The organism is Hymenobacter sp. DG25A (assembly GCF_001280305.1).
Taxonomy (GTDB): domain Bacteria; phylum Bacteroidota; class Bacteroidia; order Cytophagales; family Hymenobacteraceae; genus Hymenobacter.
Window position 1 is genome coordinate 3,517,611 of sequence record NZ_CP012623.1, and the last position, 24,675, is coordinate 3,542,285.

14 protein-coding genes and 2 riboswitches are annotated in these 24,675 nt (G+C 57.6%); of the genes, 11 read left to right on the plus strand and 3 right to left on the minus strand.

The window, feature by feature from the left end:
• Positions 1–140 precede the first annotated feature (140 nt).
• Both AM218_RS15085 and AM218_RS15090 read left to right on the plus strand, forming a co-directional pair.
• On the plus strand, positions 141–6,245 hold the full coding sequence (locus AM218_RS15085; RefSeq protein WP_082318262.1) for a T9SS type A sorting domain-containing protein: 6,105 nt from the start codon (positions 141–143) through the stop codon (positions 6,243–6,245).
• A gap of 124 nt (positions 6,246–6,369) precedes the next feature.
• Complete coding sequence (locus AM218_RS15090) at positions 6,370–7,353, plus strand: NAD(P)/FAD-dependent oxidoreductase (protein ID WP_082318263.1); 984 nt, start codon at positions 6,370–6,372, stop codon at positions 7,351–7,353.
• Between the two features lie 83 nt (positions 7,354–7,436).
• On the opposite strand, the gene metF is transcribed toward AM218_RS15090, so the two are convergent.
• Together metF and metH are read right to left on the minus strand one after the other, a co-directional pair.
• On the minus strand, positions 7,437–8,393 hold the full coding sequence (metF, locus tag AM218_RS15095) for a methylenetetrahydrofolate reductase [NAD(P)H] (RefSeq protein WP_054415676.1): 957 nt from the start codon (positions 8,391–8,393) through the stop codon (positions 7,437–7,439).
• A 283-nt stretch (positions 8,394–8,676) separates the two neighbouring features.
• Positions 8,677–12,387 carry a methionine synthase gene (gene metH, locus AM218_RS15100; RefSeq protein WP_054414748.1) on the minus strand — a complete coding sequence of 1,237 codons (3,711 nt, stop codon included), beginning with the start codon at positions 12,385–12,387 and terminating at the stop codon, positions 8,677–8,679.
• Positions 12,388–12,455: 68 nt separating this feature from the next.
• Positions 12,456–12,562, minus strand: a riboswitch (SAM riboswitch).
• 101 nt (positions 12,563–12,663) lie between these two features.
• Between metH and AM218_RS15105 the strand changes: the two genes are divergently transcribed.
• Both AM218_RS15105 and AM218_RS16865 read left to right on the plus strand, forming a co-directional pair.
• Positions 12,664–13,821, plus strand: coding sequence for a PA14 domain-containing protein (locus AM218_RS15105; protein ID WP_071843812.1), 1,158 nt, complete (start codon positions 12,664–12,666; stop codon positions 13,819–13,821).
• Between the two features lie 159 nt (positions 13,822–13,980).
• Positions 13,981–14,142 carry a hypothetical protein gene (locus AM218_RS16865; RefSeq protein WP_157547683.1) on the plus strand — a complete coding sequence of 54 codons (162 nt, stop codon included), beginning with the start codon at positions 13,981–13,983 and terminating at the stop codon, positions 14,140–14,142.
• A gap of 29 nt (positions 14,143–14,171) precedes the next feature.
• Here AM218_RS16865 and AM218_RS15110 read toward each other — a convergent pair whose 3' ends face one another.
• On the minus strand, positions 14,172–14,465 hold the full coding sequence (locus AM218_RS15110; protein WP_054414752.1) for a homocysteine S-methyltransferase family protein: 294 nt from the start codon (positions 14,463–14,465) through the stop codon (positions 14,172–14,174).
• Between the two features lie 72 nt (positions 14,466–14,537).
• Positions 14,538–14,646: riboswitch (SAM riboswitch) on the minus strand.
• Between the two features lie 160 nt (positions 14,647–14,806).
• Between AM218_RS15110 and AM218_RS15115 the strand changes: the two genes are divergently transcribed.
• From AM218_RS15115 to AM218_RS16615, 7 genes are all read left to right on the plus strand, one after another.
• On the plus strand, positions 14,807–15,400 hold the full coding sequence (locus tag AM218_RS15115) for an FMN-dependent NADH-azoreductase (RefSeq protein ID WP_054414754.1): 594 nt from the start codon (positions 14,807–14,809) through the stop codon (positions 15,398–15,400).
• A gap of 712 nt (positions 15,401–16,112) precedes the next feature.
• Positions 16,113–16,958, plus strand: a complete 846-nt coding sequence (locus AM218_RS15120; protein WP_410471224.1) for an SDR family oxidoreductase — start codon at positions 16,113–16,115, stop codon at positions 16,956–16,958.
• A gap of 121 nt (positions 16,959–17,079) precedes the next feature.
• Entirely contained in the window at positions 17,080–17,673 is a 594-nt protein-coding gene (locus AM218_RS15125; protein ID WP_054414758.1) for a gluconate 2-dehydrogenase subunit 3 family protein, read from the plus strand.
• Between the two features lie 105 nt (positions 17,674–17,778).
• Entirely contained in the window at positions 17,779–19,443 is a 1,665-nt protein-coding gene (locus AM218_RS15130; protein ID WP_082318264.1) for a GMC family oxidoreductase, read from the plus strand.
• A 202-nt stretch (positions 19,444–19,645) separates the two neighbouring features.
• Positions 19,646–20,983, plus strand: coding sequence for a family 1 glycosylhydrolase (locus AM218_RS15135; protein WP_054414761.1), 1,338 nt, complete (start codon positions 19,646–19,648; stop codon positions 20,981–20,983).
• Positions 20,984–21,158: 175 nt separating this feature from the next.
• Complete coding sequence (locus AM218_RS15140; protein WP_054414763.1) at positions 21,159–22,082, plus strand: bestrophin family protein; 924 nt, start codon at positions 21,159–21,161, stop codon at positions 22,080–22,082.
• 221 nt (positions 22,083–22,303) lie between these two features.
• Positions 22,304–24,565 (plus strand): T9SS type A sorting domain-containing protein, encoded by a 2,262-nt coding sequence (locus tag AM218_RS16615; protein ID WP_082318265.1) that lies wholly within the window; start codon positions 22,304–22,306, stop codon positions 24,563–24,565.
• Positions 24,566–24,675 lie beyond the last annotated feature (110 nt).

Below are 24,675 nucleotides of genomic sequence, written 5' to 3' on the forward strand. Positions count from 1 at the left end.
GAATTCCAACGAGTGAATAAGGTAATTGGTCGAATTGTGCCGACCAAGCCGCGGGCGCCACAGTAGGTTTGCAGACCCTACGCTATATCACCCGTAAGGTTGCCCTTCGTCTGATTCCTTCTTCTACACCCCTATTTTGCATGAAAGCACTCTTACCCTCCGTACTTCTACTACTGGCTTTGGTGCCGTTGGGAGTGCAGGCCCAGGCCCCGATTCCGCGGGAAGTGGTTGTACCTCCCGCCGCCGCAAGCAAGCTGCAAAAGGCGGTTGCCAAGGCACAACGCAGCCTAGTTGTGGCCTCGCCCAGGGTGGCAAATGCTGTGACTGCTGCTTGTACAGCCACCACTACGCTGGACTTTACTGCCCGTACCGACAATGAAGACTGGCAGGATCGTCCGGCTTTCATTGTGGGCGGCGCTCCCAACAACACTACCATCAGTACACAAGGCACTTATGTAGAGCCTAGCGCCCCGGAAACCAACCTGTACATCACACCATTGGCCAACTCGCCGTTCGGTCATAAAACGCTCTTCTGGTCTACGGACTATATCAGTAACGCCAGCGCTACTACGCAGATAGCTTTTGGCTTTAACCGGCCCGTTAATAACCTCTCTTTCACAATTGAGGATATCGATGCTAATGCTTCTACTTACATCGATGCGGTAACGCTGAATGCTGTTCAGGCAGACGGGACGGTCCTGAATCTTAACCTTTCCAGTGATGCGACGGTAACGTTGGCTAATGCCGCCTATACCAGCCGCAGTAACAATACAATTACGGCGCAGCAGCAAAACGTAGATGGGCAGACAAATGGTAATGCTACCATTACGTTCAATAAGCCTATTGTCAGCCTGCGTATCATTTACCAGAACACGCTTTCGGCCGCCGCCGGCTTACCGGGTGTGCAGTACATTGGTATCGGTAATATGACGTGGTGCACACAGGCCAACGTGGCAACGACCTTATCGGGTACTAACCACGCCAAGGCAGGTTCCACCGTAACCTACACTGCCACCACTACTGCCAGCGGCGACTATGCCGCTACCGGCGTGCAGCCCAAGGTGCAGTTTACCCCGGGCACCGTGCTGGCTACTTACCCAGCGGGCAGCACCTATGTGCAGTCGACGGGGGTACTGACGCTGCCCACCATTGCTAACCTGGCCATCGGGGCCAGCAGCACCTCCACCATTACCTTCGTCATGCCGGGCACTACCGTGAACGGCACGGCCAGCAGCACCATTGGCAACGACGACGCCGACCCGCTGGACAACAACGGCTCCGCCGCCGCGGCCAAAGTAACCACCGTGGTAAATACACCGCCCGTTCCCACGGCATTGAGCTCTACCACGCCCCGCGCCGTGTACACGCCGCTGTCGCCCTTGGCAGCTACCGATGTCAACGGGGATGCTATCAATACCTACACCATCACGCCGGCCAGCCTGACTGCGCTGAATACCTCCGGCAAGCTGTATGTAAAATCGGGTGCTACTTACACGGAAGTTACCGCTGGCAACTACCCTGGCCTGGTGCTGAGTGCTGCCCAGGCGGCTTCCCTTTACTTCTTGCCAAACAGCACGGCGAGTGTTAGTACGGTTAGCTTCAGCTACTACGCCACCGATTCGCAGGGCGACATCAGCACCTCCACGGCGGCCTATTCCCTCAGCATCACGAATAGTGCACCGGTAGCCGCCGACGTGACGATGACGACGGCCCAAGCTATTCCTGGCGCAAATGGTCCCACGGCTATTCCAGCCCTGACGGCTACGGATCCGGACGGCGCTATCGCTTCGTACCAGATTTCGGCGCTGCCCGCCAGCGGCACGCTCTACTACAACACAGCGGCTGATGGTACCTCTGGCACCTATGTGGCCATGACCAGCGCCATGTTAAATGGCGGGGCTTCCCAGTTGAACCTGACCGCTCAGCAGGCGGCTTCGCTGAAATACGACCCCTCAGGCACTACGAACAGTAACATCACCTTCACTTACACGGCCACCGACAACAACGGCACCGTAGATGCTACGCCCGCTACGGTCACCATTACACTCGGCAACCAGGCCCCACGCGCCATTTCCGGCACGAACAGCAGCGTTACAACGACCACGAAAAACGATGCGTACCGGTTGAACTGGACGGCACCGAATGGCACGCTGAACGGCTCGGATGCAGACGGCACCATTGCCTCCTTCACAATTACCAGCGGCCTGCCAAACGCCACGACGCAGGGCGAACTAACCTACTCCACCACCGACCTGGGAGCTAATGTGGGGCGTAACAACAACGCTTTAACAGTCATTACCACTAGTACTGTTATTCCAGTGGGCGCCTACCTGTATTTCAACCCGGCTGCCAACACCACGGCTACCACCCTCGCCCTACAGTTTACGGCTAAGGACAACAGCGGCCTGGCCAGTGCCAATACGGCTACCTACACTGTACCGGTAAACCAGAACATTACTGAGCCAATTGCCAGCAACGTGACTTCGGGCCCGATTGTGAGCAGCGCCAATGCTACTTCTATCACGGGCTTTTCGGGTTCGTTAAATGGGACTACGTCACTCTACAGCTACATCATTCGCACCATTCCGAATGGCGACACCCAGGGTACACTGTATGTGAATGGAGTAGCCGTGACAACCCCCGAGTTTGAGCTGCTGGCCGCCGATGCCAATAAACTGACCTTCGACCCGAGTGGCGCCAGCAACACCACGGTAACTTTCACCTACACCGTGCGCGCAAACAGCGCTACGGGTCCTGTTGACACCACGCCGGCTACTTACACCATCACACTCAGCAATGCGGCCCCGCTGGCCGCCGCTGTGAGCAACTCCCTGAGCAGCCCCATTGCCAGCACGGCCGGTCAAACGGGTATCAGCTCACTGAATGCAACGGATACCGATGGTACGATTACTTCGTACTCCATCAAGAGCCTGCCTGCTGACGGTACACTGTTCTACAATAACAACGCCGACGGCGTGAGTGGCACCTACGTGGCCCTAACCAGCGCTAACATCGGCACAGTATCCTTATCGCCGGCCCAGGCCGCTTCTTTGAAGTTTGACCCCTCCGGGGCCTTTGGTGGCACGGTAACGTTCACTTACGCGGCTACCGATAACCAAAGCGCCGTATCGAATACCGCTACTTATTCTATTCTGGTATCGGATGTGGATAAAGAAGCCGTGTACACGGTAGTGGGAGCCAAGAATATCGACAGCTACACGACCGGGGTTTCTCTGGCCACGGTAACGGATGCGGATGGTGCGCTGGCCTCGGCCGTGCTGGCCAATGGCAGCACGCTGCCCGCCGGCGTCGCCTTCAGTTCGACCACGGGGCAGTTTACGGTGTCGAATGCCGCTACTCTGGTAGCCGGCTCCTACCCGTTGACGGTGACGACCACGGATGTGCTGGGCGGTATCACGACGCAGACCATCACGCTGGCTTTCACCGCGGATAAAGAAGCCGTGTACACGGTAGTGGGAGCCAAGAACATCGACACCTACACCAATGGCACCTCTCTGGCTACCGTTGCGGATGCTGATGGTTCTATTACAGCCGCCGTGCTGGCTAATGGCACTACGTTGCCGGCGGGTGTAACCCTGAACGCGGCTACCGGTCAGCTGACAGTAACGGATGCCTCGCTGCTGGTTGCTGGGTCTTATAACTTCCAGGTAAAGACGACCGATGCTACGGGCGGTACCACTACCCTAGCGGTAACCCTGAATTTAACGTCCGACAAAGAAGCCGTATACACCGTAGCTGCTGCGAAGAATGTAGACAGCTACACAACTGGCGCATCACTTGCTACGGTTACGGATGCGGATGGTGCTTTGACTTCAGCCATACTGGCCGTGGGCAGCACCCTGCCCGCCGGCGTAGCCCTCAATGCTACCACGGGCCAGTTCACCGTCTCTACTGCAGGTAGCCTGGTAGCCGGTTCGTACCCCCTGACGATTAACACGGTGGATGCCACCGGCGGTAAATCAACCAGCACCATTACGCTGATCTTCACTGCGGACCGCGAGGCCGTTTATTCTTCTCCCAATACCTACAATCAGGATGCGCTGAGCAATGGCTCGTTGCTGGCCACGGTAACGGATGCCGATGGCACCCTTACCGCGGCGGCTATTGCCACAGGTACGTTGCCGGCTGGCATGAGCTTTAATAGCACCACTGGCCAGTTTACTGTCAGCAACACGACCCAATTAGTAGCCAATGCTTACACCTTCACGGTAAATACGACGGACGCTGCGGGTGGAAAATCCACGGTTCCGGTAACCATCACCATCAACGCGGACCGCGAAGCGGTATACACGGTAGTGGGAGCCAAGAACGTCGACAGCTACACGACCGGGACTTCTCTGGCCACGGTAACGGATGCAGACGGTGCGCTGGCCTCGGCCGTGCTGGCCAATGGCAGCACGCTGCCCGTCGGCGTCGCCTTCAGTTCGACTACGGGGCAGTTTACGGTGTCGAATGCCGCTACTCTGGTAGCCGGCTCTTACCCGCTGACGGTGACGACCACGGATGTAGTGGGCGGTATCACCACGCAGACTATCACGCTCACTTTCACTGCGGATAAAGAAGCCGTGTATTCGTCCTCGAACACCTACAACCAGGATGCGCTGAACAACGGTTCGTCGCTGGCGACGGTAACAGATGCGGACGGGGCACTTGCCTCGGCATCTATTGCCACGGGTACGTTGCCTGCAGGTATGGCCTTCAATACCACAACGGGTCAGTTTACCGTGAGCAGCAGCACCGTGCTGGCCGCTGGCACCTACAACTTCACGGTAAATACGACGGATGCTACGAGTGGTAAGTCGACGGTTCCGATAACCATTACTATCAATGCTGACCGCGAGGCGGTGTACACAGTAGCCGCCGCGAAAAACGTGAAAAGCTACTCCACCAATCAGAGCCTGGCCACGGTAACGGATGCTGACGGAGCCATTGTCTCGGCGGTACTCGTGGGCGCGCTGCCGGCCGGTGTTGCTCTGAATGCCGCTACCGGTCAGCTGACGGTAGCAGATGCTGCCCTGCTGGTCGCAGGCACCTATACCTTCCAGGTAAACACAACGGATGCCCTGGGTGGCATCACTTCCCATACGGTAACGCTGGTCTTCAACGGAGATGCTGATGCGGTGTACAGCGCATCCAACACCTATAACCGGGATGCCCTCAGCAACGGGTTTTCCCTGGCCACGGTAGCCGACAATAATGGGGGGGTAGCCAGTGCCAGCATTGCCAGCGGCACGCTGCCCGCCGGTATGGCTTTCAACACCACCACGGGCCAGTTCACGGTCAGCGGCACTACCGCGCCGGTAGCAGGTACTTATACCTTCCGGGTAAATACGGTAGATGCGCAGGGTGGCAAAACAACCAATACGGTAGCCATCACCATCAACGAGGACACGGAAGCCGCTTACTCAGTAGGCAACACCTACAACAAAAGCTCCCTGAAGGATAATCAGGATCTGGCTACCGTCACGGATTCAGACGCTGCCCTGACCTCGGTTGCACTGGCCGCCGGCAGCACGCTGCCTAACTGGCTGCGGCTGAATACTACCACCGGTGCTATTACCATTCCGATAGCGGCCAATGCCGCGGCGGGGGTATACAATGCCACCGTTAATACGGTAGATGCCCAGGGCGGGAAATCAGTAACCACGGTAAGCATTAGCGTAACCATCCCGCCGCTGCCCGTAGAGCTGACGACGTTTGACGTGAAGGCCATCCGCACCAATGCCCAACTGACCTGGCGCACGGCTATTGAGAAGAACAACGACCACTACGAGGTGGAGCGCAGCTTCGATGGCATCACCTTCGGGCAAATCGGGCAGGTGCGCGGCAACGGCAGCAGCTCCACTTTCCATGACTATGCCTTCACTGATGTGAACGTAGGCCAGCGGACCGGCACGGTGTACTACCGCCTGCGGCAGGTAGATACCGACGGCAAGCTGCACATCACGCCCGTGCGCACGGTTACCTTCGCGGCCCGCGCTATCAGCATCAGCGTGTATCCAAACCCGGCGGCGGCCCAGGCCACCCTGGACCTGGGTACGCTACCGGCCGGCGCCTACCAGGTGCAGGTGCTGGACATGACGGGCCGCGTAGTGCGCCAGCTGACCCTGCAGGGCGGCATGGCTCAGCCGCTGGATATCCGCAGTCTGGCGGAAGGCACCTATCAGGTATCGATTCGCAGCAAGGAGGTGAATCTGACCCAAAAGCTGGTGAAGAGAAACTAGCCTCCCGCCTATAATACATGGAAAAGCCCCCTCCTGCCTGGAGGGGGCTTTTTCGTTTTTCGCCGGACTAACTTGGCCAAAGTACGTAGCATAGAAGCTGCTTATCTGTTTGCCTTGCTTTTCTATGAAATCTACTGCTTCTGATCCATCGCCGACTTCGGGTTCCGGTCGTTTTTCTTTTCCTACTATTTCTGAGTACGATGTCGTTATTGTGGGCGGCGGCAGCGCCGGGCTGAGTGCGGCCCTGGTGCTGGGGCGCAGCTGCCGCCAGGTACTGGTGTGCAGCAGCGGACCGCCGCGCAACAGCACCTCGCCGGGCGTGCACAGCTTTTTCACCCGCGACGGCATCAAGCCCGCCGACCTGCTGCGCCTGGGCCATGAGCAGCTGGCCCCTTATCCCACCGTTACCACGCGGGAAGCCTGCGTTACCCGTATTGAAGTGCAGGAAATAGGCTTCTGTGTAACCATGCAGCCGGACAGGGGCGGCCCCCCGGTGACGGTTTCGGCCCGCCGGGTGCTGCTGGCCACCGGCGTCACCGACGACCTCCCGCCCATCGAAGGCATGCGCGAGCTATGGGGCCGGGGCGTGCTGCATTGCCCGTACTGCCACGGCTGGGAAGTGCGCGACAAGCCGCTGGCCGTATACGGGCAGGGCAAAACCGCTTTCGGCCTGGGCCTGCTCATCAGCCGCTGGAGCAAGGACGTAGTAGTCTGCACCAACGGCCCCAGCGGAATCAAGGAGAAGGGTATGCAGCGCCTGGCCCGCCACGGCGTGGTAGTGCGCGAAGACAAGATTGCCCACCTGGAGGGTCGCTCCACCGGCGAGCTGCGCCACATCGTGTTTGAAAACGGCGAAAAACTGGCCCGCCACGCCTTGTTTCTGCACACCCAGCAGCGCCAGCGCAGCAACCTGGCCGAGGAAACCGGCTGCCGGCTGCTCACCAACGGCGCGGTATGGACCAACAACAAGGCCCAGACCAGCATCAAAGGCATTTACGCCGCCGGCGACACCACCCCCGCGCCCCAGCAAGCCATCATTGCCGCCGCCGAAGGCTCCCTGGCCGCCATTGCCATCAACGAAAGCCTGACCAAGGAAGAATGCCGGTAAGCGGTGAAGTGGTGATATGGTGAGTTTGTCGTTCAAACCGCGCAATCAGCGCAACCAGAATGTCAAACTCACCATATCACTTCCTAAAACAAGGCGCTGGCTACCCGACGGATGCTGTCTGATTTTCCCATGCTGTAATAGTGCAGGCAGGGGACGCCGTGGGCCATCAGCTCCTTGCTCTGGTTGATGCACCACTCAATGCCAATTTCGCGGGCCACCTCATTGCTGGGGGCCTGGTGCACGGCATCGGCCAGCTCTTCCGGAATGTTGAGGTAGAAGGCCCGGGGCAGCATGGTGAGCTGACCTTTGGCGGTGAGGGGTTTCAAGCCGGGAATGATAGGCACGTTAATGCCCGCTTCCCGGCAGCGCCTCTCGAAAGCAAAAAACTGCTCGTTGTCGAAAAACATCTGGGTCACGATGTAGTCGGCGCCGCGGTCTACCTTGTGCTTGAGGTAGCGCAGGTCGGCCGCGTAGTTCGGCGACTCAAAGTGCTTCTCGGGGTAGCCCGCTGCGCCAATGCAAAAGTTGGTGGCCCAGGTGTCATCCTGCTCCTCGTCCAGGTAGGAGCCTTTGTTCAGGTCGGCTACCTGGCCAATCAGGTCGCAGGCGTAGCTGTGGCCATCGGGGTCCGGCAGGAATCTGCCTTCGCTCTTGATAGGGTCGCCGCGCAGGGCCAGCACGTTATCAATGCCCAGAAAGTGCAGGTCGATGAGGGCGTTTTCGGTTTCCTCCTTCGAGAAGCCACCGCAGATCAGGTGGGGCACGGTATCCACATCGAAGCGGTTTTTGATGGCCGCGCAGATGCCTACCGTACCCGGGCGGCGGCGCACGGTTTTCTTTTCCAGCAGGCCGTTGGGGTGCTGCCGGTACACGTACTCCTCGCGGTGGTAAGTAACGTCAATAAACGGGGGCTTGAACTCCAGCAGCGGCTCAATATTGGTGAACAGGCTCTGGATATTCTCGCCCTTTTTCGGCGGCAGCACCTCAAAGGAGAAGAGCGTTTTGCCGTTGGCGTGCAGCAGGTGGTCGGTTACTTTCATATAGAGCACCAACTAGGAACTGGTTGGTATTGCGGTGGGAATGTTAGCTCTCGTACTTAAAAAGAAACCAAAGTCGATTCGCTTCTTTTATGCCTGTCATGTCTTGCTTCACGTAGGCCGTCATGTCGAGCGCAGTCGAGACATCTCGCTAGTGTGGTATACCACTGTGACGAAGCGGTAGAGATGCTTCGACAGGCTCAGCATGACAGTTACTTTGACAACATCAGCACGCGAGATGTCTCGACTGCGCTCGACATGACGAAACCGAATGTTTTGTTGTGGCTTACAACGCTGTTACGGGCACGGAAACCGGGTCGTAATTCAGATTGGGGGCCAGCCAGCGCTCCAGCTCCGGCAGCGGCATGCTTTTGCGTTGGGCAATGTCCGCTACCTGGTCTTTGCCGATGCGGCCCAGACCAAAGTAGCGCGAGTTGGGGTGCGCGTAGTAGAAGCCGCTGACGGAAGATGCCGGGTACATGGCCAGGTTTTCCGTCAGGCGGATGCCGGTTTTATTTTCCGCATCCAGCAGCTCAAACAGCGTGATTTTCTCGGTGTGGTCGGGGCAGCCGGGGTAGCCGGGCGCGGGCCGCACACCCTGGTATTTCTCCTGAATGAGGTCTTCGTTAGAGAGGTGCTCGGCGGGCGCGTAGCCCCAGAACTCCTCCCGCACGCGCTGGTGCAGGCGCTCAGCAAACGCCTCGGCGAGGCGGTCGGCCAAGGCTTTCACCATAATGCTGGAGTAGTCGTCGTGGTCCTTTTCAAACTGGTCCAGCAGCTTTTCAATGCCCAGGCCCGCCGTCACGGCAAAGCCCCCGATATAATCTTCGCGGCCAGTTTCCCGCGGGGCCACAAAATCGGAGAAAGCCAGGGAAGGGATGCCGGGCGCTTTTTCGCTTTGCTGGCGCAGGGTGAAAAACTCGGTCTGCACCTGCTCCCGGGTTTCATCGGTAAACACCTGAATGGTGTCGTGGCCTTGGGTATTGGCGGGCCAGAAGCCCAGCACGGCGCGGGCCGTGAGCAGCTTTTCGTCGATAATTTTCTTCAGCAAGGCCTGTGCATCCTCAAACAGCCTGGTGGCTGCTTCGCCCAGGTTTTCGTCCTCCAGAATGCGGGGGTAGCGGCCTTTCAGCTCCCAAGTGTGGAAGAAGGGTGTCCAGTCGATGTAGGTAGCCAGCTCGGCCAGAGGGTAATCTTCCAGCACTTTGGTGCCCAGGAAAGAAGGCTTCGTGATGGGCGTGGTTTCCCAATCGGCCTTGAAGCCGTTTTCGCGGGCGGCTTCAATGGGCAGGTAGTTTTTCTCCCGCTGGCGGCCGGCGTAGTCCTCGCGGAGCTGGCGGTAGTCCTCGCGCACGGTGCGGGCGTATTCCACATCCGCGGAGCCCAGCAAAGCGGCAGCAACGCCCACCGAGCGGGAGGCATCGTTTACGTGCACCACGGGGCCGGAGTAGTTGGGCGCAATTTTCACGGCCACGTGCAGACGAGAGGTGGTGGCTCCGCCAATGAGCAGCGGGGTTTTCAGGCCGCGCTTTTCCATTTCCTGGGCCACGTACACCATTTCATCCAGGCTGGGGGTGATGAGGCCGCTCAGGCCAATAACATCGACCTGCTGCTTCACGGCTTCGTCCAGAATCTTTTCCAGCGGCACCATCACGCCCAGGTCCACGATATCAAAGTTGTTGCAGGCCAGCACCACGCCCACAATGTTTTTGCCGATGTCGTGCACGTCGCCTTTCACCGTGGCCAGCAGAATTTTGCCGGCGGTCTGCCGGTCGCCGCTCTGCTTGTCGGCCAGCAGGTAGGGCTCCAGGTAGGCTACAGCCTTCTTCATCACCCGGGCCGATTTCACTACCTGCGGCAGGAACATTTTGCCGGCCCCGAACAAGTCACCCACCACGTTCATGCCGGCCATCAGGGGGCCTTCAATGACCTCCAGCGGGCGGTTTACCTGCTGGCGCACTTCCTCAGTGTCCTGGTCAATAAACTCCGTGATGCCTTTAATCAGAGCGTGCTGCAAACGCTCCGCCACCGGCAGGCTGCGCCAGGCATCGGCTACCACTTCGGCTTTATCTTTCTGCTTCACGGTTTCGGCGAAGTCCACGAGGCGCTCGGTGGCATCGGGGCGGCGGTTGAGCAGCACGTCTTCTACCAGCTCCAGCAAATCCTGGGGTACTTCATCGTACACGGCCAGCTGGCTGGGGTTTACAATGCCCATGTCCAGCCCGGCCTGAATGGCGTGGTAGAGGAAGGAGGAGTGCATGGCCTCGCGCACCACGTCGTTGCCGCGGAAGGAGAAGCTGATGTTGCTCACGCCGCCGCTGGTGAGTACGCCGGGCAGGTTGGCTTTAATCCAGCGCACGGCCTCAATGAAATCCAGGGCATAGTTGCGGTGCTCCTCCATGCCGGTGCCCACCGTCAGAATATTGGGGTCGAAGATGATATCCTCGGCCGGGAAGCCCACTTCGTTTACCAGAATATCGTAGCAGCGCTGGCAGATTTCGATGCGCTTTTCCAGCGTATCGGCCTGACCGTTTTCATCGAAAGCCATAACCACCACGGCGGCGCCGTACTGGCGCACGGTGCGGGCGTGGGCTTTGAATACTTCCTCGCCTTCCTTCAGCGAAATGGAGTTGACGATGCTCTTGCCCTGCACGCACTTGAGGCCGGCTTCCAGCACGCTCCATTTGGAGGAGTCAATCATGATGGGCACGCGGGCAATGTCGGGCTCGGAGGCAATGAGATGCAGGAAGGTGGTCATGGCCTGCTCCGAGTCGAGCATGCCTTCGTCCATGTTCACGTCCAAGACCTGCGCGCCGCCTTCCACCTGGTCGCGGGCTACCTGCAGGGCCGCTTCGTAGTTGCCGGTGCGGATAAGGCGGGCAAAGGCGCGGCTGCCGGTCACGTTGCACCGCTCGCCCACGTTCACAAACAGGCTGTTTTCATTGATGCCGAAGGGCTCCAGGCCGCTCAGGCGCGTAACGGCCGGCACAGCAGGCAGGGGGCGGGGCTGGTATTTTTCGGCCAGCTTGCTGAGTTCGGCAATGTGCTGGGGCGTGGTGCCGCAGCAGCCGCCTACCACCGTCAGCAGGTTGTCTTTGAGGTAGTCTTCCACCACCGCCGCAAACTCCTGTGCTGATTCATCATAGCCGCCAAAGGCATTGGGCAGACCAGCGTTGGGGTAGGCCGAAATGTGCACATCAGCAATGCGGCTGAGCTCCTGCACGTATTGCTTGAGCTGATGCGCGCCCAGGGCGCAGTTCAAACCCACGCTCAGCAGCGGCAAGTGGCGAATAGAGTTCCAGAAAGCCTCTACCGTTTGGCCCGAGAGCGTGCGGCCGGAAGCATCGGTAATCGTGCCTGAAATCATGACGGGCACCACTTTGCCGCCTTCGTCGAAGAACTTCTGCACGGCGTACAGGGCTGCTTTGGCGTTCAGGGTATCGAAGATGGTTTCAATCAGCAGGGCATCGGAGCCACCTTCTACCAAGCCGCGCACCTGCTCCAGGTAGGCGGTGGCTAGCTCGTCAAACGTCACGGCGCGGAAGCCGGGGCGATTGACGTCGGGGGAGAGGGAAGCGGTGCGGTTGGTGGGGCCCACGGCACCGGCCACGAAGCGCGGCTTGCCGGGATTCTGGGCGGTGAATTCATCGGCCACTTCCCGCGCAATGCGCGCCGACTCGTAGTTCAGCTCATAGACAATGTGCTCCAGTCCGTAATCGGCTTGGGCAATGGTGGTGCCGGAGAAAGTATTGGTTTCCACCATGTCGGCCCCGGCCGCGAAGTAGTCGGCGTGAATGCCCCGGATGATATCGGGGCGGGTGAGGCTGAGCAGGTCGTTGTTGCCGCGCAGGGGCTTGGGGTGGTCGGCGAATCGGGTGCCCCGGAAATCAGCTTCTTCCAGCTTATGGCGCTGAATCATGGTGCCCATGGCCCCATCCAGAATCAGGAGGCGCTGGCGCAGAATATCGTTGAGCGGGGAGGAGGTCGTCGTCGGCATGTGTCGGCTTTTCGGAAAAGGGGCAGTCAATAGCCTATCCAGAAAGAGCCGCGCCAGAGCGGGTTCTGTACTTATCTTCTTCCACCCAAAGAGGTAGAACGGGAGTTAGCACCTTGTTTTGATCAGGTTGCTAAGACGTCGTAGGGCCCAATCCCTCGGTCTTTCTGGATAAGTAACAAGACGAAGATACGGCAGCAATGTCCTAAATCCAATTTTTCGGGCCCGGGGGCGTTACCGGGAATCAGGAAGTTAGGGGGCTTTTAAGTTTCTTTGGGAATGCTACTGTTATCACGTATTCTGGGCTTCATGACGGCGCTGCTGTTGCTGCCGGGCGCTTTTCTGCAGGCCCAAACGCTGCCCAAAACCCCCGGCACCGGCTTGCAGGGGCAGTATTACAACGGCCGCAACTTCGAGGAGCTGGCGCACACGCGCACCGATCCTACCATCGACTTTGATTGGACCTATAGCTCGCCCGGGCCGGGCCTGCCGCGGGAGCAGTTTCGCTCGCCAGCTCCGGGTGTATCGGGGGAGGACTTTTCTATCCGCTGGACAGGGCACATCTACATTCCCGTTACGGGGGTCTATACTTTTCGCATTGTGTCGGATGATGGCATGCGCGTTTGGGTGGGCGGCAAGCGGGTGCTGAGCTCTTGGCGCGACCAGCGGGCTACGGCCGTTACTACCCAGGTACAGCTCACGGGTGGCCGCTATTACCCCCTGCGAGTAGAATATTACCAGGTGCAGTGGGACAGCCGTGCTCTGCTCACCTGGCAGCTGCCTAATTCTGCCGAGGAGCCGCAGCCCGTTCCGCCGCAATATCTGTACGCCAAGCTGCCAGCTTCAGCCAAACCGGTGCCGCGCGAAGTGGCCCGGCCCACGCCCCCCGTTTCGGCTCCGCCAGCGGCACCAGTGGCAGTCAGAGCTACTAAGCCGGCAGTGCGTACGGTTCGGCCACCCGCGCGCCGCCCGTCAGTAGCGCCGCCTGCCCGGCGCGTAGTGGTAGTTCCGGCTGCCCCGCGGCCAGTGGAGCCGGTAGCGGTGCCAGCGTATACCAACGCGGCCGGGGAGCTGCCCGACCTAAGCACCCTAACCAAAGGCACCACCGTTACGCTGCCTAATCTGTATTTCACTCAGGGCAAAGCCACGCTGCTGCCTACTTCCCGGCCCATGCTCAACCACCTGGTGCGTACGCTGCAGGCGCAACCCACCCTGCGCCTGGAAATTGCGGGCCATACCGATAACGTGGGCAATGCGGAGCTGAACCGGCAGCTGTCGGAGCAGCGGGCCCGCACTGTGCGCGGGTATCTGGTGCAGCAGGGGATTGATTCCACGCGCCTTACTCCAAAAGGCTACGGTGGCACCCGCCCCGTGGCCGATAACCGGGACCCCAAACAGCGGCCGCGCAACCGCCGGGTAGAAGTAGTAGTGGAATAAAAACAACTCGTGCCCTGACCCGCCGGAGAATAGTTGTGGCAGCGGTTTTTCCGTAAAGCAGGCTCAGCTGACTATTCCTTGGCATGGCTCCTAAAAAACCAGCTGCATCCGCCAAGAAAGCTACCGCCCCCTGGCCCGTGGAGCGCCCCACGGCCAGACATGAAAAAGGTCGCCCAAAAGCTGCCCTATCCGGCCAAACAGGCCGATATGAAGCTGCAGCCCGGCATGAGCTTCAGCACCTACCGTGCCGCTGGCAAGCTGCGCGATAAGGTGGCCCTGATAACCGGCGCCGACAGCGGCATTGGGCGCGCCGACTCGTAGTTCAGCTCATATACAACGTGCTCGAGGCCTTAGTCCGTCTGGGCGATGGTGGTGCCGGAGAAGGTGTTGGTTTCCACCATGTCGGTCCCGGCCGCGAAGTACTCGGCGTGAATGCCCCGGATGATGTCGGGGCGGGTAAGGCTGAGTAGGTCGTTGTTGCCGCGCAGGGGCTTGGGGTGGTCGGCAAAGCGGGTGCCGCGAAAGTCCTCTTCGGTCAGCGGGTGGCGCTGAATCATGGTGCCCATGGCGCCATCCAGAATGAGGAGGCGCTGGCGGAGCAGGTCGGGAAGGGGAGACGGAGCGGTGAGGGTGGTAGCGGACATTTCTTTCGGATTGAAATGCGGGCGGGCAGCGCGTATCCAGAAAGAAACCCGCACAGTTGCGTACGGATCCGGCTGTCATCTTCTTTCACCTAAAAACGCGGTGAAATGGGAGTTGGTACCTACTCGTGGTAGGTTGCCAAGACGTCATCGGGCCCGGTCCCTCGGTCTTTCTGGATAGCAGCGTGCCACCAAGAAACAACGGCGGACTCATTGCTGCACACCCGTCATTATTCCAACAAGGCAAATGGAAAATTGCCTTGGATTTAAGTTTATAAATTGTTTAGTATATATTAAAATATTTTAATATATTTTTGAATAAATCTAATTAATAAGAACAGCTCATGAATGCACTTGTAGTTAATTCCAGTGGCCGCACCGAGTATTCGGTCAGCCGCCAGTTGGTCGCCGAACTGATGACTGAATTGGAGATAAAGCACCCGGACCTGCATGTGCACTACCGCGATGTGGCGGCGGGCATGCCCTACGTCAATGACCTGATGATTGCCGGGTTCTACACGCCAGTCGACGCCCGTAGTGCCGATCAGACGCAGGCCCTGGCTTTTTCTGACTTGCTGGTGCAGGAGCTGAAAGCGGCCGATATGCTCATCATTGGGGTGCCGATTTACAACTTTAGCATCCCGGCTGCGCTCAAAGCATGGATTGACTTGATTGCGCGGGCCGGCCTCACTTTCTCCTTTTCGGCCGATGGCCCGATGGGACTGCTACATGATAAAAAAGCATACCTGGTGGTCGCCTCAGGCGGGGTAGAAGTAGGCAGCCCCTATGATATGGCTACGCCTTACCTGCGCCAGGTGCTGGGCTTCGTGGGTATTACCGACGTCGAGATTATTAGCGCCGACCAGCTTAACCTTCTGGGGGAGCAACCTATTGGCAGCGCGCGCGAAGCTATTCAGCGCATTCACGCCATCGTCTGAAGCAAAACGAGTTAGAGCAGTTCTCAGGCCCGGGTGCTTTATAAACGGAGGCAAAGCCGAGCGTTACACGGCCGTATGGATGTGTAACGCTCGGCTTTTAGTGCTGGCCACCTCGTCTGAACTCATGCCGAGTGCCGGCAACAGTCCTATAAAGCCCACGCCGGCCACACGCTGCCTGCCGGAAAGACAGCCGGCTCCGGTGGCAGCTCCAGAAACGCAGTAACCCCCAGTAAGCCCGCCAAGTCGCCGGAGCCGCCTACGCGCAGTGGCGTTGCTAGGCGGCGGCCTTCGGCATCTACGCGTCAGGCGCACGGGTACGAAGTGCGCCAACTGGGGCTTAAAATTGATATCGACGGTGAGCACGGCGGGTGCGGGTGCTTCGATAAATGCGGCTGTTTCTGATGCATCTGCGGGCTGCATGCAGGCGTTCAGCCAGGGCCGTACGTAGCGGCAGGCCGTGAGGGAAGTCGAGACCGGGTTGCCCGGCAGGCCAAATACCACCCATCCTTCGGCGCGCGCGCAACCGCCGGGTAGAAGTGGTAGTGCAGTAAAAACTACTCGGATGCCAGCCAACCGCTGGATGGTTATGCCGTAGGTTTTCTCGTAGAGAGAAAGCAACCGACTATTCCCTGGCACTATGGCTCCTAAAAAATCAGCATCCGCTAAACAAGATACTGCCCCCAGACCCGTGGAGCGCCCCACGGCCAAAGACATGAAAAAGGCCGCCCAAAAGCTGCCCTATCCGGCCAAACAGGCCGATATGAAGCTGCAGCCCGGCATGAGCTTCAGCACCTACCGCGCCGCTGGCAAGCTGCGGGATAAGGTGGCCCTGATAACCGGCGCCGACAGCGGCATTGGGCGGGCCGTGGCCGTAGCCTTTGCCATGGAAGGAGCCCATGTAGCGGTACTCTACAACCAAAACACCCAGGACGCCGAGGAAACCAGGCGCCTGGTAGAAGCCCAGGACCGTAAGTGCCTGCTGCTGCAGCTGGATGTGCGCGACCCGGAGCAGTGCCGGCAGGCCGTGAGCCGCACGCGCAAGGAGCTGGGCGGCCTGAATATTCTGGTGAACAACGCGGCCTTCCAGATGGCGCAGGAAAAGTTTGAGGACATTCCCGAAGAGCAGATCCGGCGCACCTTCGATACCAATATTCTTGGCTATATCTGGATGGCGCAGGCCGCCGTGCCCCACTTTCAAAAGAACGACTGCATCATTAATACCGGCAGCATTGTGGGCCTCACCGGCAACCCCCTGTTGATTGACTACACCGCCAGCAAATCGGCTATTCATGCCTTCACCAAAAGTCTGGCCACCCACCTGGGCGAGCGGGGAATTCGGGTGAACTGCGTGGTGCCCGGCCCGGTCTGGACGCCCAACATCCCCGCTACCATGCCGCGGGAAGAGGTAGAGAAGTTTGGGTATGAAGTAGCCCTGAAGCGCCCCGGCCAGCCCGAGGAGCTGGCACCTGCCTATGTGCTGCTGGCCTCAGAAGATGGCTCTTTCATGACGGGCAGCCTGGTACACGTAACCGGCGGCAAGCTCAGCAGCGACCAATAGGGGAGGTTGTGAAATGGTGAGTTGATGTTCGGTTTGCGCAGAACCGCGCCTTACAGAACATCAAACTCACCGATTCATAATTTCACAACCTCACCAACTCACCCTTTTACTACTTCACCATATGCCCTATCCCGAAGGCACCGTACGCGCCCTGCTGCAAACCGACCTGGTGACGGAAGCCACCCGCGCAGCGCTGCAGGCCCGGCTGGATGCCCCCACATACTATCTGCCGCAGTTTTTTGATGCCGATACGTACCAGTTGCTGCGGGTCGTGGCCGCCCGGCTCCTGCCGCAACCTGACCGCCCCGCGCCCATTGCGCTGGCCCCGGCCATTGATGCCCGCCTGGCCGAAGGCCGCTCCGATGGCTGGCGCTACGACGTGCTGCCCCCCGACCGGGAAGCCTACCGCATGGGCCTGGGAGGTATCAATCAGGCAGCCCAGGCGCAGTTTCAGCAGGATTTTATGGCTTTGGATGCGGCTCGTCAGGATGCGGTGCTGGAACAGCTGGCGGCTGGCAAAGCCGCGGGTGAAAACTGGCAGCAGATAAATCAGGAGCGGTTTTTTGAAGAGCTGCTGGCTGAGCTGACCGAAAACTACTACGCCCATCCCCTGGCCCAGGAGGAAATTGGCTACGTGGGCATGGCCGACGTACCCGGTTGGACGCGCATCGGCCTGAATGAGCTGGAGCCCCGGGAGCCCGAGGAGCTGAACTAGTACCATGGCCAAAGCGCGTAGTCTGACGTTCAGACTATGCCCGTGCGCTGATAATATTCTCAAAACATCAGGTCACGATTTCACCACAACACCATTTCACTGCATATGCCCGACGAAGAAGTGCTGGAAGAAGGGATAAAGAACCCGGTGAAGTCTGAAATACAGGACCCGCTGCTGAAAAGTCTGCTGAAAGAATCGGCTGCCCCCACCGAAAAGGAGCAGCCCCAACCCGTGCCCAGCCCCGCCGGGGAGGTAGATTGCGTGGTGATTGGGACCGGGGCGGGCGGGGCGCCGCTGCTGGCCCGGCTGGCCATGGCCGGGCTGAAAGTGGTAGCCCTGGAGGCCGGGCCCTGGCACAACCCGCGCCGGGACTTCGCTACCGATGAGAAAGCCCAGGAGTTTCTGTTCTGGAACGATGAGCGGCTGGCTGCCGGTAAAGACCCGGTGGCTTTCGGCAAAAACAACTCCGGCACCGGCGTGGGCGGCTCCACGCTGCATTACACGGCCTACACGCCCCGCGCCCAGGACGACGACTTCCACATCCGCCGCGACTTTGGCGTGGGTGCCGACTGGCCCTTCGGCTACGATGAGCTGGAGCCTTATTACGACGAGCTGGAGCAGTTTCTGGGTATATCCGGCCCGGAAAATTACCCCTGGGGCAAGCCCCGGCGCCGGCCCTATCCGCTGGCGCCGCTGCCCCTGAACGGTGCCGCCCTGCTCATGGAGCGCGCCTGCCGGCAGCTGGGCATTCAGACCTCGCCGGCAGCCAATGCGGCGCTATCGGCGCGCTACTACCAGGAAGGCGTGGGCTGGCGGGAGGCATGCACCAACCGGGGCTTCTGCCAGGCCGGCTGCAGCACCGGCGCCAAAGCCAGCATGGACGTAACCTTTCTGCCGCTGGCAGCTGCGTACGGGGCTGATATTCGGCCCAACAGCTTTGTAACAGAGGTGGAGCGGGACGATACGGGGCGCATCATCGGCGTAGTGTATCAGCAAAACGGCGTAACGCAGCGGCAGAAATGCCGCCACCTGTTTCTGTGTGCCGGCGCGGTGGAAACCCCGCGCCTGCTTCTATTGAATGAGCTGGCCCTGAGCAGTGGGCAGGTAGGCCGCCATTTTATGGCGCATACCGGCACCCAGGTGTGGGGCACTTTTGCCGAGGATGTACGGCCCTACAAAGGCATTCCCGGGGCCCTGATTTCCGAAGACCTGCACCGCCCGCCCGCCGCCGACTTTGCCGGGGGCTATCTGCTGCAGAGCATTGGCGTGATGCCCTTAACCTTTGCCGGGCAGGCAGTGCGGCAGCGTAAGCTCTGGGGCGAGCCCCTGCGGGCTTATATGCGCCAGTACAACCACATAGCGGGCATTAATATGCACGGCGAGTGCCTGCCGCACGCGGAAAACTTTCTGGAGCTGGCAGAGGAAAAAGACGCCCGCGGCTTGCCCAAGCCGCGCATTCACTTCACCAACCACGAAAACGAAGTGCGCATAATGCGCCACGCCGAAACCCTGATGCGCCAGATCTGGGAAACGGCCGGGGCCCGGGACATCTGGTCGTTTCCACGCAATGCCCACATTATTGGTACGGCGCGTATGGGGTTGAGCGGGGATGATGCGGTGGTGAATTCGGAAGGCAAGGCCTTTGACGTCCCCAACCTCTACATCTGCGACAACTCCATTTTCCCCAGCTCGCTCAGCGTAAACCCGGCCCTTACCATTATGGCCCTCAGCCTGCGTACTGCTGATAAGTTTCTGCAATCCATGAGGTAAGAAGCAGGGTGAAATGGTGATAAAAAAACAGCTGTCATCCTGAGGCGGTAGCCGAAGGACCTTGTCACATTAAAACAACCAGCCTAACAACGACTCTTTTTGACGTGAAAAGGTCCTTCCGCTACCGCCTCAGGATGACAGAGAATTTTATTCATCGGCTCTCCACTAGAAGCTTCTTCCCTTCAATCCTTCTTTCTCCGTCATGGCCAAAACCTTCCTTAAGCACATCATAGAAAAGTTCGGCAGCGGCAACTACGAGGGCGACCAATACGGCGGCGCCGGCGGCAGCGACGGCAGCGGCCTGCCCACCGGCCTGGCCGGCAACTTTATGTTTGCCACGGGCATTGAGTGCAGCTACCCCACCATTGATAACGGCAAAACCCGCCGCGACCTGCTGGCCGAGTGCCACCACTACGAACGGTATAAGGAAGACTTGGGGCTGGTTAAGGAAATGGGCCTGAAGGTGCTGCGCTACGGCCTGCCCTACTACAGTATCCACAAAGGGCCGGGCCAGTACGATTGGACGTTTGCCGACCTGGCCATGGCCGAAATCCAGCGCCTGGGCATTACGCCCATCCTGGACCTGATGCACTTTGGCGTACCCGACTGGCTGGGCAACTATCAGAACCCCGAGCTACCCGTGTACTTTGCTGAGTACTGCGGCGCCGTGGCCAAGCGCTATCCGTGGGTGCGCTACTACACGCCCATCAATGAGATTTACGTAACGGCCCGCATGAGCGCGCTGGATGGCGCCTGGAACGAGCAGCTAAAATCGGATAAAGCCTTTGTAATGGCCCTCAAGCACCTGGTGGCGGCCAGCATTATGGGCACCCAGCAAATTGCTGTGCACCGCCCCGATGCCGTGATTGTGCAGAGTGAGTCGGCGGAGTTTACGCACGAGCTGCGCGCTACCCGCACGCCCTCTATCCAGCTCAGCAACCGGCTCCGGTTTCTGGCGCTTGACTTGCTGTACGCCATCCACCCCGATGCCGAAGTGATGAACTACCTCTACGACAACGGCATGACGCGCACGGAGTACGACTGGTTTATGGCCGGCGAGCCGCCCGGCTACCAGGTGATGGGCAACGATTACTACGGCCGCAATGAGCGCATTATTCTGCCCGATGGCACGCTGTGTACCAGCGTGGATGTGCTGGGCTGGTACAATATCACCTACGAGTACTACCAGCGCTACCGTAAGCCCGTGATGCACACGGAAACCAATGTTTTTGATGCCCAGGAAGCCCCCACCTGGCTCTGGAAACAGTGGGTCAATATCCTGCAGATGCGCAAAGAAGGCGTACCGGTGCTGGGCTTCACCTGGTATTCCCTCATCGACCAGGTAGACTGGGACAGCGGCCTGACCCGCAAAGCCGGCTCCGTAAACGCCTGTGGGCTTTTCGATCTGGACCGCAAGCCCCACCCGGTAGCCGAGTCTTATAAAATGCTGCTGAAGGAGTACGGGCAGATTACCATTGTGCCGCACGGCGAGATGTTTGAAGTAACCACGCAGCCGGCCACCCTGAAAGTGGAGATATAGGATGGATAGGATGTCTGATTGGATAAGCTACTAAGTTGATTATTATTTCATTATATCGTTATAAATGCGCTTATAACAAGAGCTGTTTAGCTTTTTGAGTGTACTAACACCCTGTAGTGGATTATAGGCAAAACTACCGTTGAGGTTTAACGTTGGAGGGCCTAAATCTCCTTTCATGATTGTTTACAAAGCCGGTGACTGGTGGAAAGCCTTGTGGCATTTTCACACGTCAACCGTTATTTTATTGCTCCTGCGCCGCGTGGCGCTGGTAGGGGTATACAACGTTTTTATTGCGCTGGTGGTGCTGAAATACCACACCATTGACATTAAAATTGGTCGGGAATACTTCTCCTTTCTGGGGATAATGCTCAGCTTATTGCTGGTTTTCCGTACCAATACCGCTTACGACCGCTACTATGAAGGGCGGCGCCTGTGGGGGCAGCTGGTTTCGCACTGCCGCGGCTTAGCTATGGAGCTGAACGCCGTTTTGCCCCGCGATGCGGTGCGTAGCCGCCGATATTACGCCGCCCTGATCTCTAACTTTCCTATAGCCCTTAAGGGGGCGTTGCGCAATGGCGTTCAGTTCAATCAGCTGGAAGCTACCCCCGATATTATTGACCGTCTGCGGATTGCTGAAAGCCCTACTACCTGCTTGGTCACTGTGCTGCAGGAAAGTATTGAGCAGTTGCGGCAGGCCCAGATCATCGACCCCATTCACTTGCTTACCATGAAGCCCCATTTGCTGGGAATGATGGAGGTGAATGGCTCCTGTGAGCGAATACGCTCCACCCCCATTCCCTTTTCCTATAGCTTTTTCATCAAAATGTTTATCACCCTTTTCATCGGTATCATGCCCATTATACTGGTAGATACCTGTGGCTATTGGATGATTCCCATTACTATGATGGGGGCCTATGTGATGCTTGGGTTGGAGATGATAGGCGAGGAAATTGAACAGCCCTTTGGCCTCGATAGTAATGATCTGCCCATTACCCTGATAGCTAACCGAATTCGGGTGAGCGTGCACGAGGTGCTGGGTGTGGAATTAACGCATGTGAAGAAGGCACTTGCCACCCCCCCGTATAGCGTAGTGCATTAGTACAGCTTTTGAAAAGAAATATTAATATAATAATATGATTTGTAAGATATAAAATAAAAAAATCATTGTCTACGGGGCCCATTGGTCGTTTTTTGCATGTTAGCTATATTATTTATACAAAAAGTCAGTCGTTTTTGAGTGGGGCCGTATATGGCGCTCGAACATGTCTATCCATAGGATATAGTACTGCTACTTTATCCACCCACGCCCCCACACATCGAATGTTGACAAAAAAATCTACTCAAACCTGGCAGATAATACTGCCGTTTTTAGCTCTTTTTCTAAGTTTTGGTTCAAGGCAAACTGCACAAGCGCAGGATAATAGCAGTATTACGGGCTCTTCTGTTATTTTAGATCTTGGCGAAGGGAATAAGATTTATGGCGGCAAAGGAGGTGTACCAGCTCCAGCTTTCAAAGATGCAAACCTTGGTACCTTCAATATCACTGACTTCAGCACTAGTTTGATTCTGAATGGTGGTACCATAACCACAACTGAGAGTGCACCTGATGTTATGACAGGTGGCCGATTGGTTTATCGGATACGTGCAAATGGAACTACATTTAACCTATCTTCCGGCACAATTAACTTGGTACAGGGTACGCCCAACGGTAACAATCGGACGTTTTCCTTCAACTTGGCCAACGTCAATGTTTTAACTGGCCTAGCTGCTGGTACGTACTCATTAAGTATCCAATTTGCTGCAGATGGAGTCAATACAGCTCAGGGTGGAGAAGACTATACCTTAACTGATCCTCCTTCCGTTTTTTACCGGGCTACTTTCACCATTGAGGGCGTGCGCCCTAACGAGGGCCCTAACTCCACCACTTGGACAGGTGGTAAGAATGATAACTGGTTTGATGCTGAAAACTGGACCCAGGGCGTACCTACCGCTGCCAAAGACGCCACTATTCCTGACTTTCCTTCCGGCTCCACTATCTCTTACCCCAACATCTATAGCGACGCTGTCAAGCCTAACACTACTTTAGTAACTGAGGTTATAAACTCAGACGGAACCACGTCAGAGGTGACTACGGTTGTGCCGGGTTATGACAATAGTACTTCCGGTCCGGCAATGACGCGCAATCTGACGATGCAGGGGACAAGCCAGAATGAGCGTGCCATTACGCGCCTGATTGTGGGTCAGCTGAAAGTGTACGGCAATTTCAGCAATACGCAGGATAGCTTTATTCAGCGTGATAACACCTTGCTTTCCTTCACGGGAACAGACCAATCGATCAGTGGCTCTACGTCGGGGTTTGTGAATGTTGAAATTGATGGTGGAGGGACTAAGACCCTGATAAAAAACTTCGCCATTCAGGCAGGTGGTAAGCTCACGTTCAAATCAGGTATTCTGGCTACGAATATTGCTGCTATTGATGAATCGTATGTCCGGCTGATTCCTGCCACGGTAGTAGATGGAAAGATTATTCCTTCCGCCCGTCTGGTGGGTGAAAATGAAACTACCTACCTCCGCGGATTCGTCATTATTGACAGCCCGGCACCAGCTGGTACCACGCAGGATTTTGGTAATATTGGTTTGTCGACTACGTTTATTGGAAAAGATCCAGGTACTATAACGGTTACTCGTAACACGGCTGAAAACGCTAAGGATATAAACAATGGTGCCAATAGTAATCCGGGTATCCGCCGCATCTTTGGGGTTCGGCCGGGCGTTCCGTCCGGGCTGAGGGCTACTCTTGTTTTTCATTATCTTGATAATGAAACCAGGAACCTTGCACCCAATAATAGAACACTGGATGAGAGTAAGTTCTCCTTGTTCCTATCTACTGGCGGGGGCAATACTTATGCACAGTTGGGTCGTGATGCGCTGAATACCACGGACAATACCCTGACCAAGGACAACGTCACAACCTTCGCAACCTTTACCCTGAGTGAGGGTACCATTACTATACTGCCCGTTTCCCTGAGTGACTTTAATGCCAAGCGGGTAGGGGCAAATGCTGAAATAACCTGGGAGTCGGTGATGGAGCTGAACAACCGTGGGTATGAGGTACAGGTTTCCACTGATGGTCGTGCCTTCCGCACACTCACTTTTGTGCCCAGTGCATCCCCCAATAGCAACAGCCTGCTGCACTACAGCTATACTGATACAGAGGCTAACAAAGCTGGTGTGCGTTACTACCGCCTACGCCAGATTGATCTGGATGGCACCGCGCATTTCTTTGGTCCTAAAGTGCTAAGCTTTGCAGGTACTGCCTCAGTGGAAGCTCGTATGGAAGCTTATCCAAACCCCTTCCACAATGAGTTGCGCCTGACCATTCAGGCCGCTATGAGCGGTAAGGCTAAGCTGATGCTGTTAGACATGACGGGTCGGGTAGTGCTCCAGCAAACCGCTGAGGTAACGGCCGGCACCAATGACCTGGAAATGTTGGGTCTCACCAACCTGCAGCCTGGCGCCTATATGCTGCGGGTAGTGTTGCCGGACGGTAAAGCTCAGAACACCCGTATTCTGAAGCGGTAATTAAAAGCTTCCGGAAAAGTTAAAGCCGCGTTTCTCGCAGGAGAAACGCGGCTTTAACTTTTCCGGAAGCTTTTACACTTTGACAAATATAAGTGGTTCAGGATGTAAGT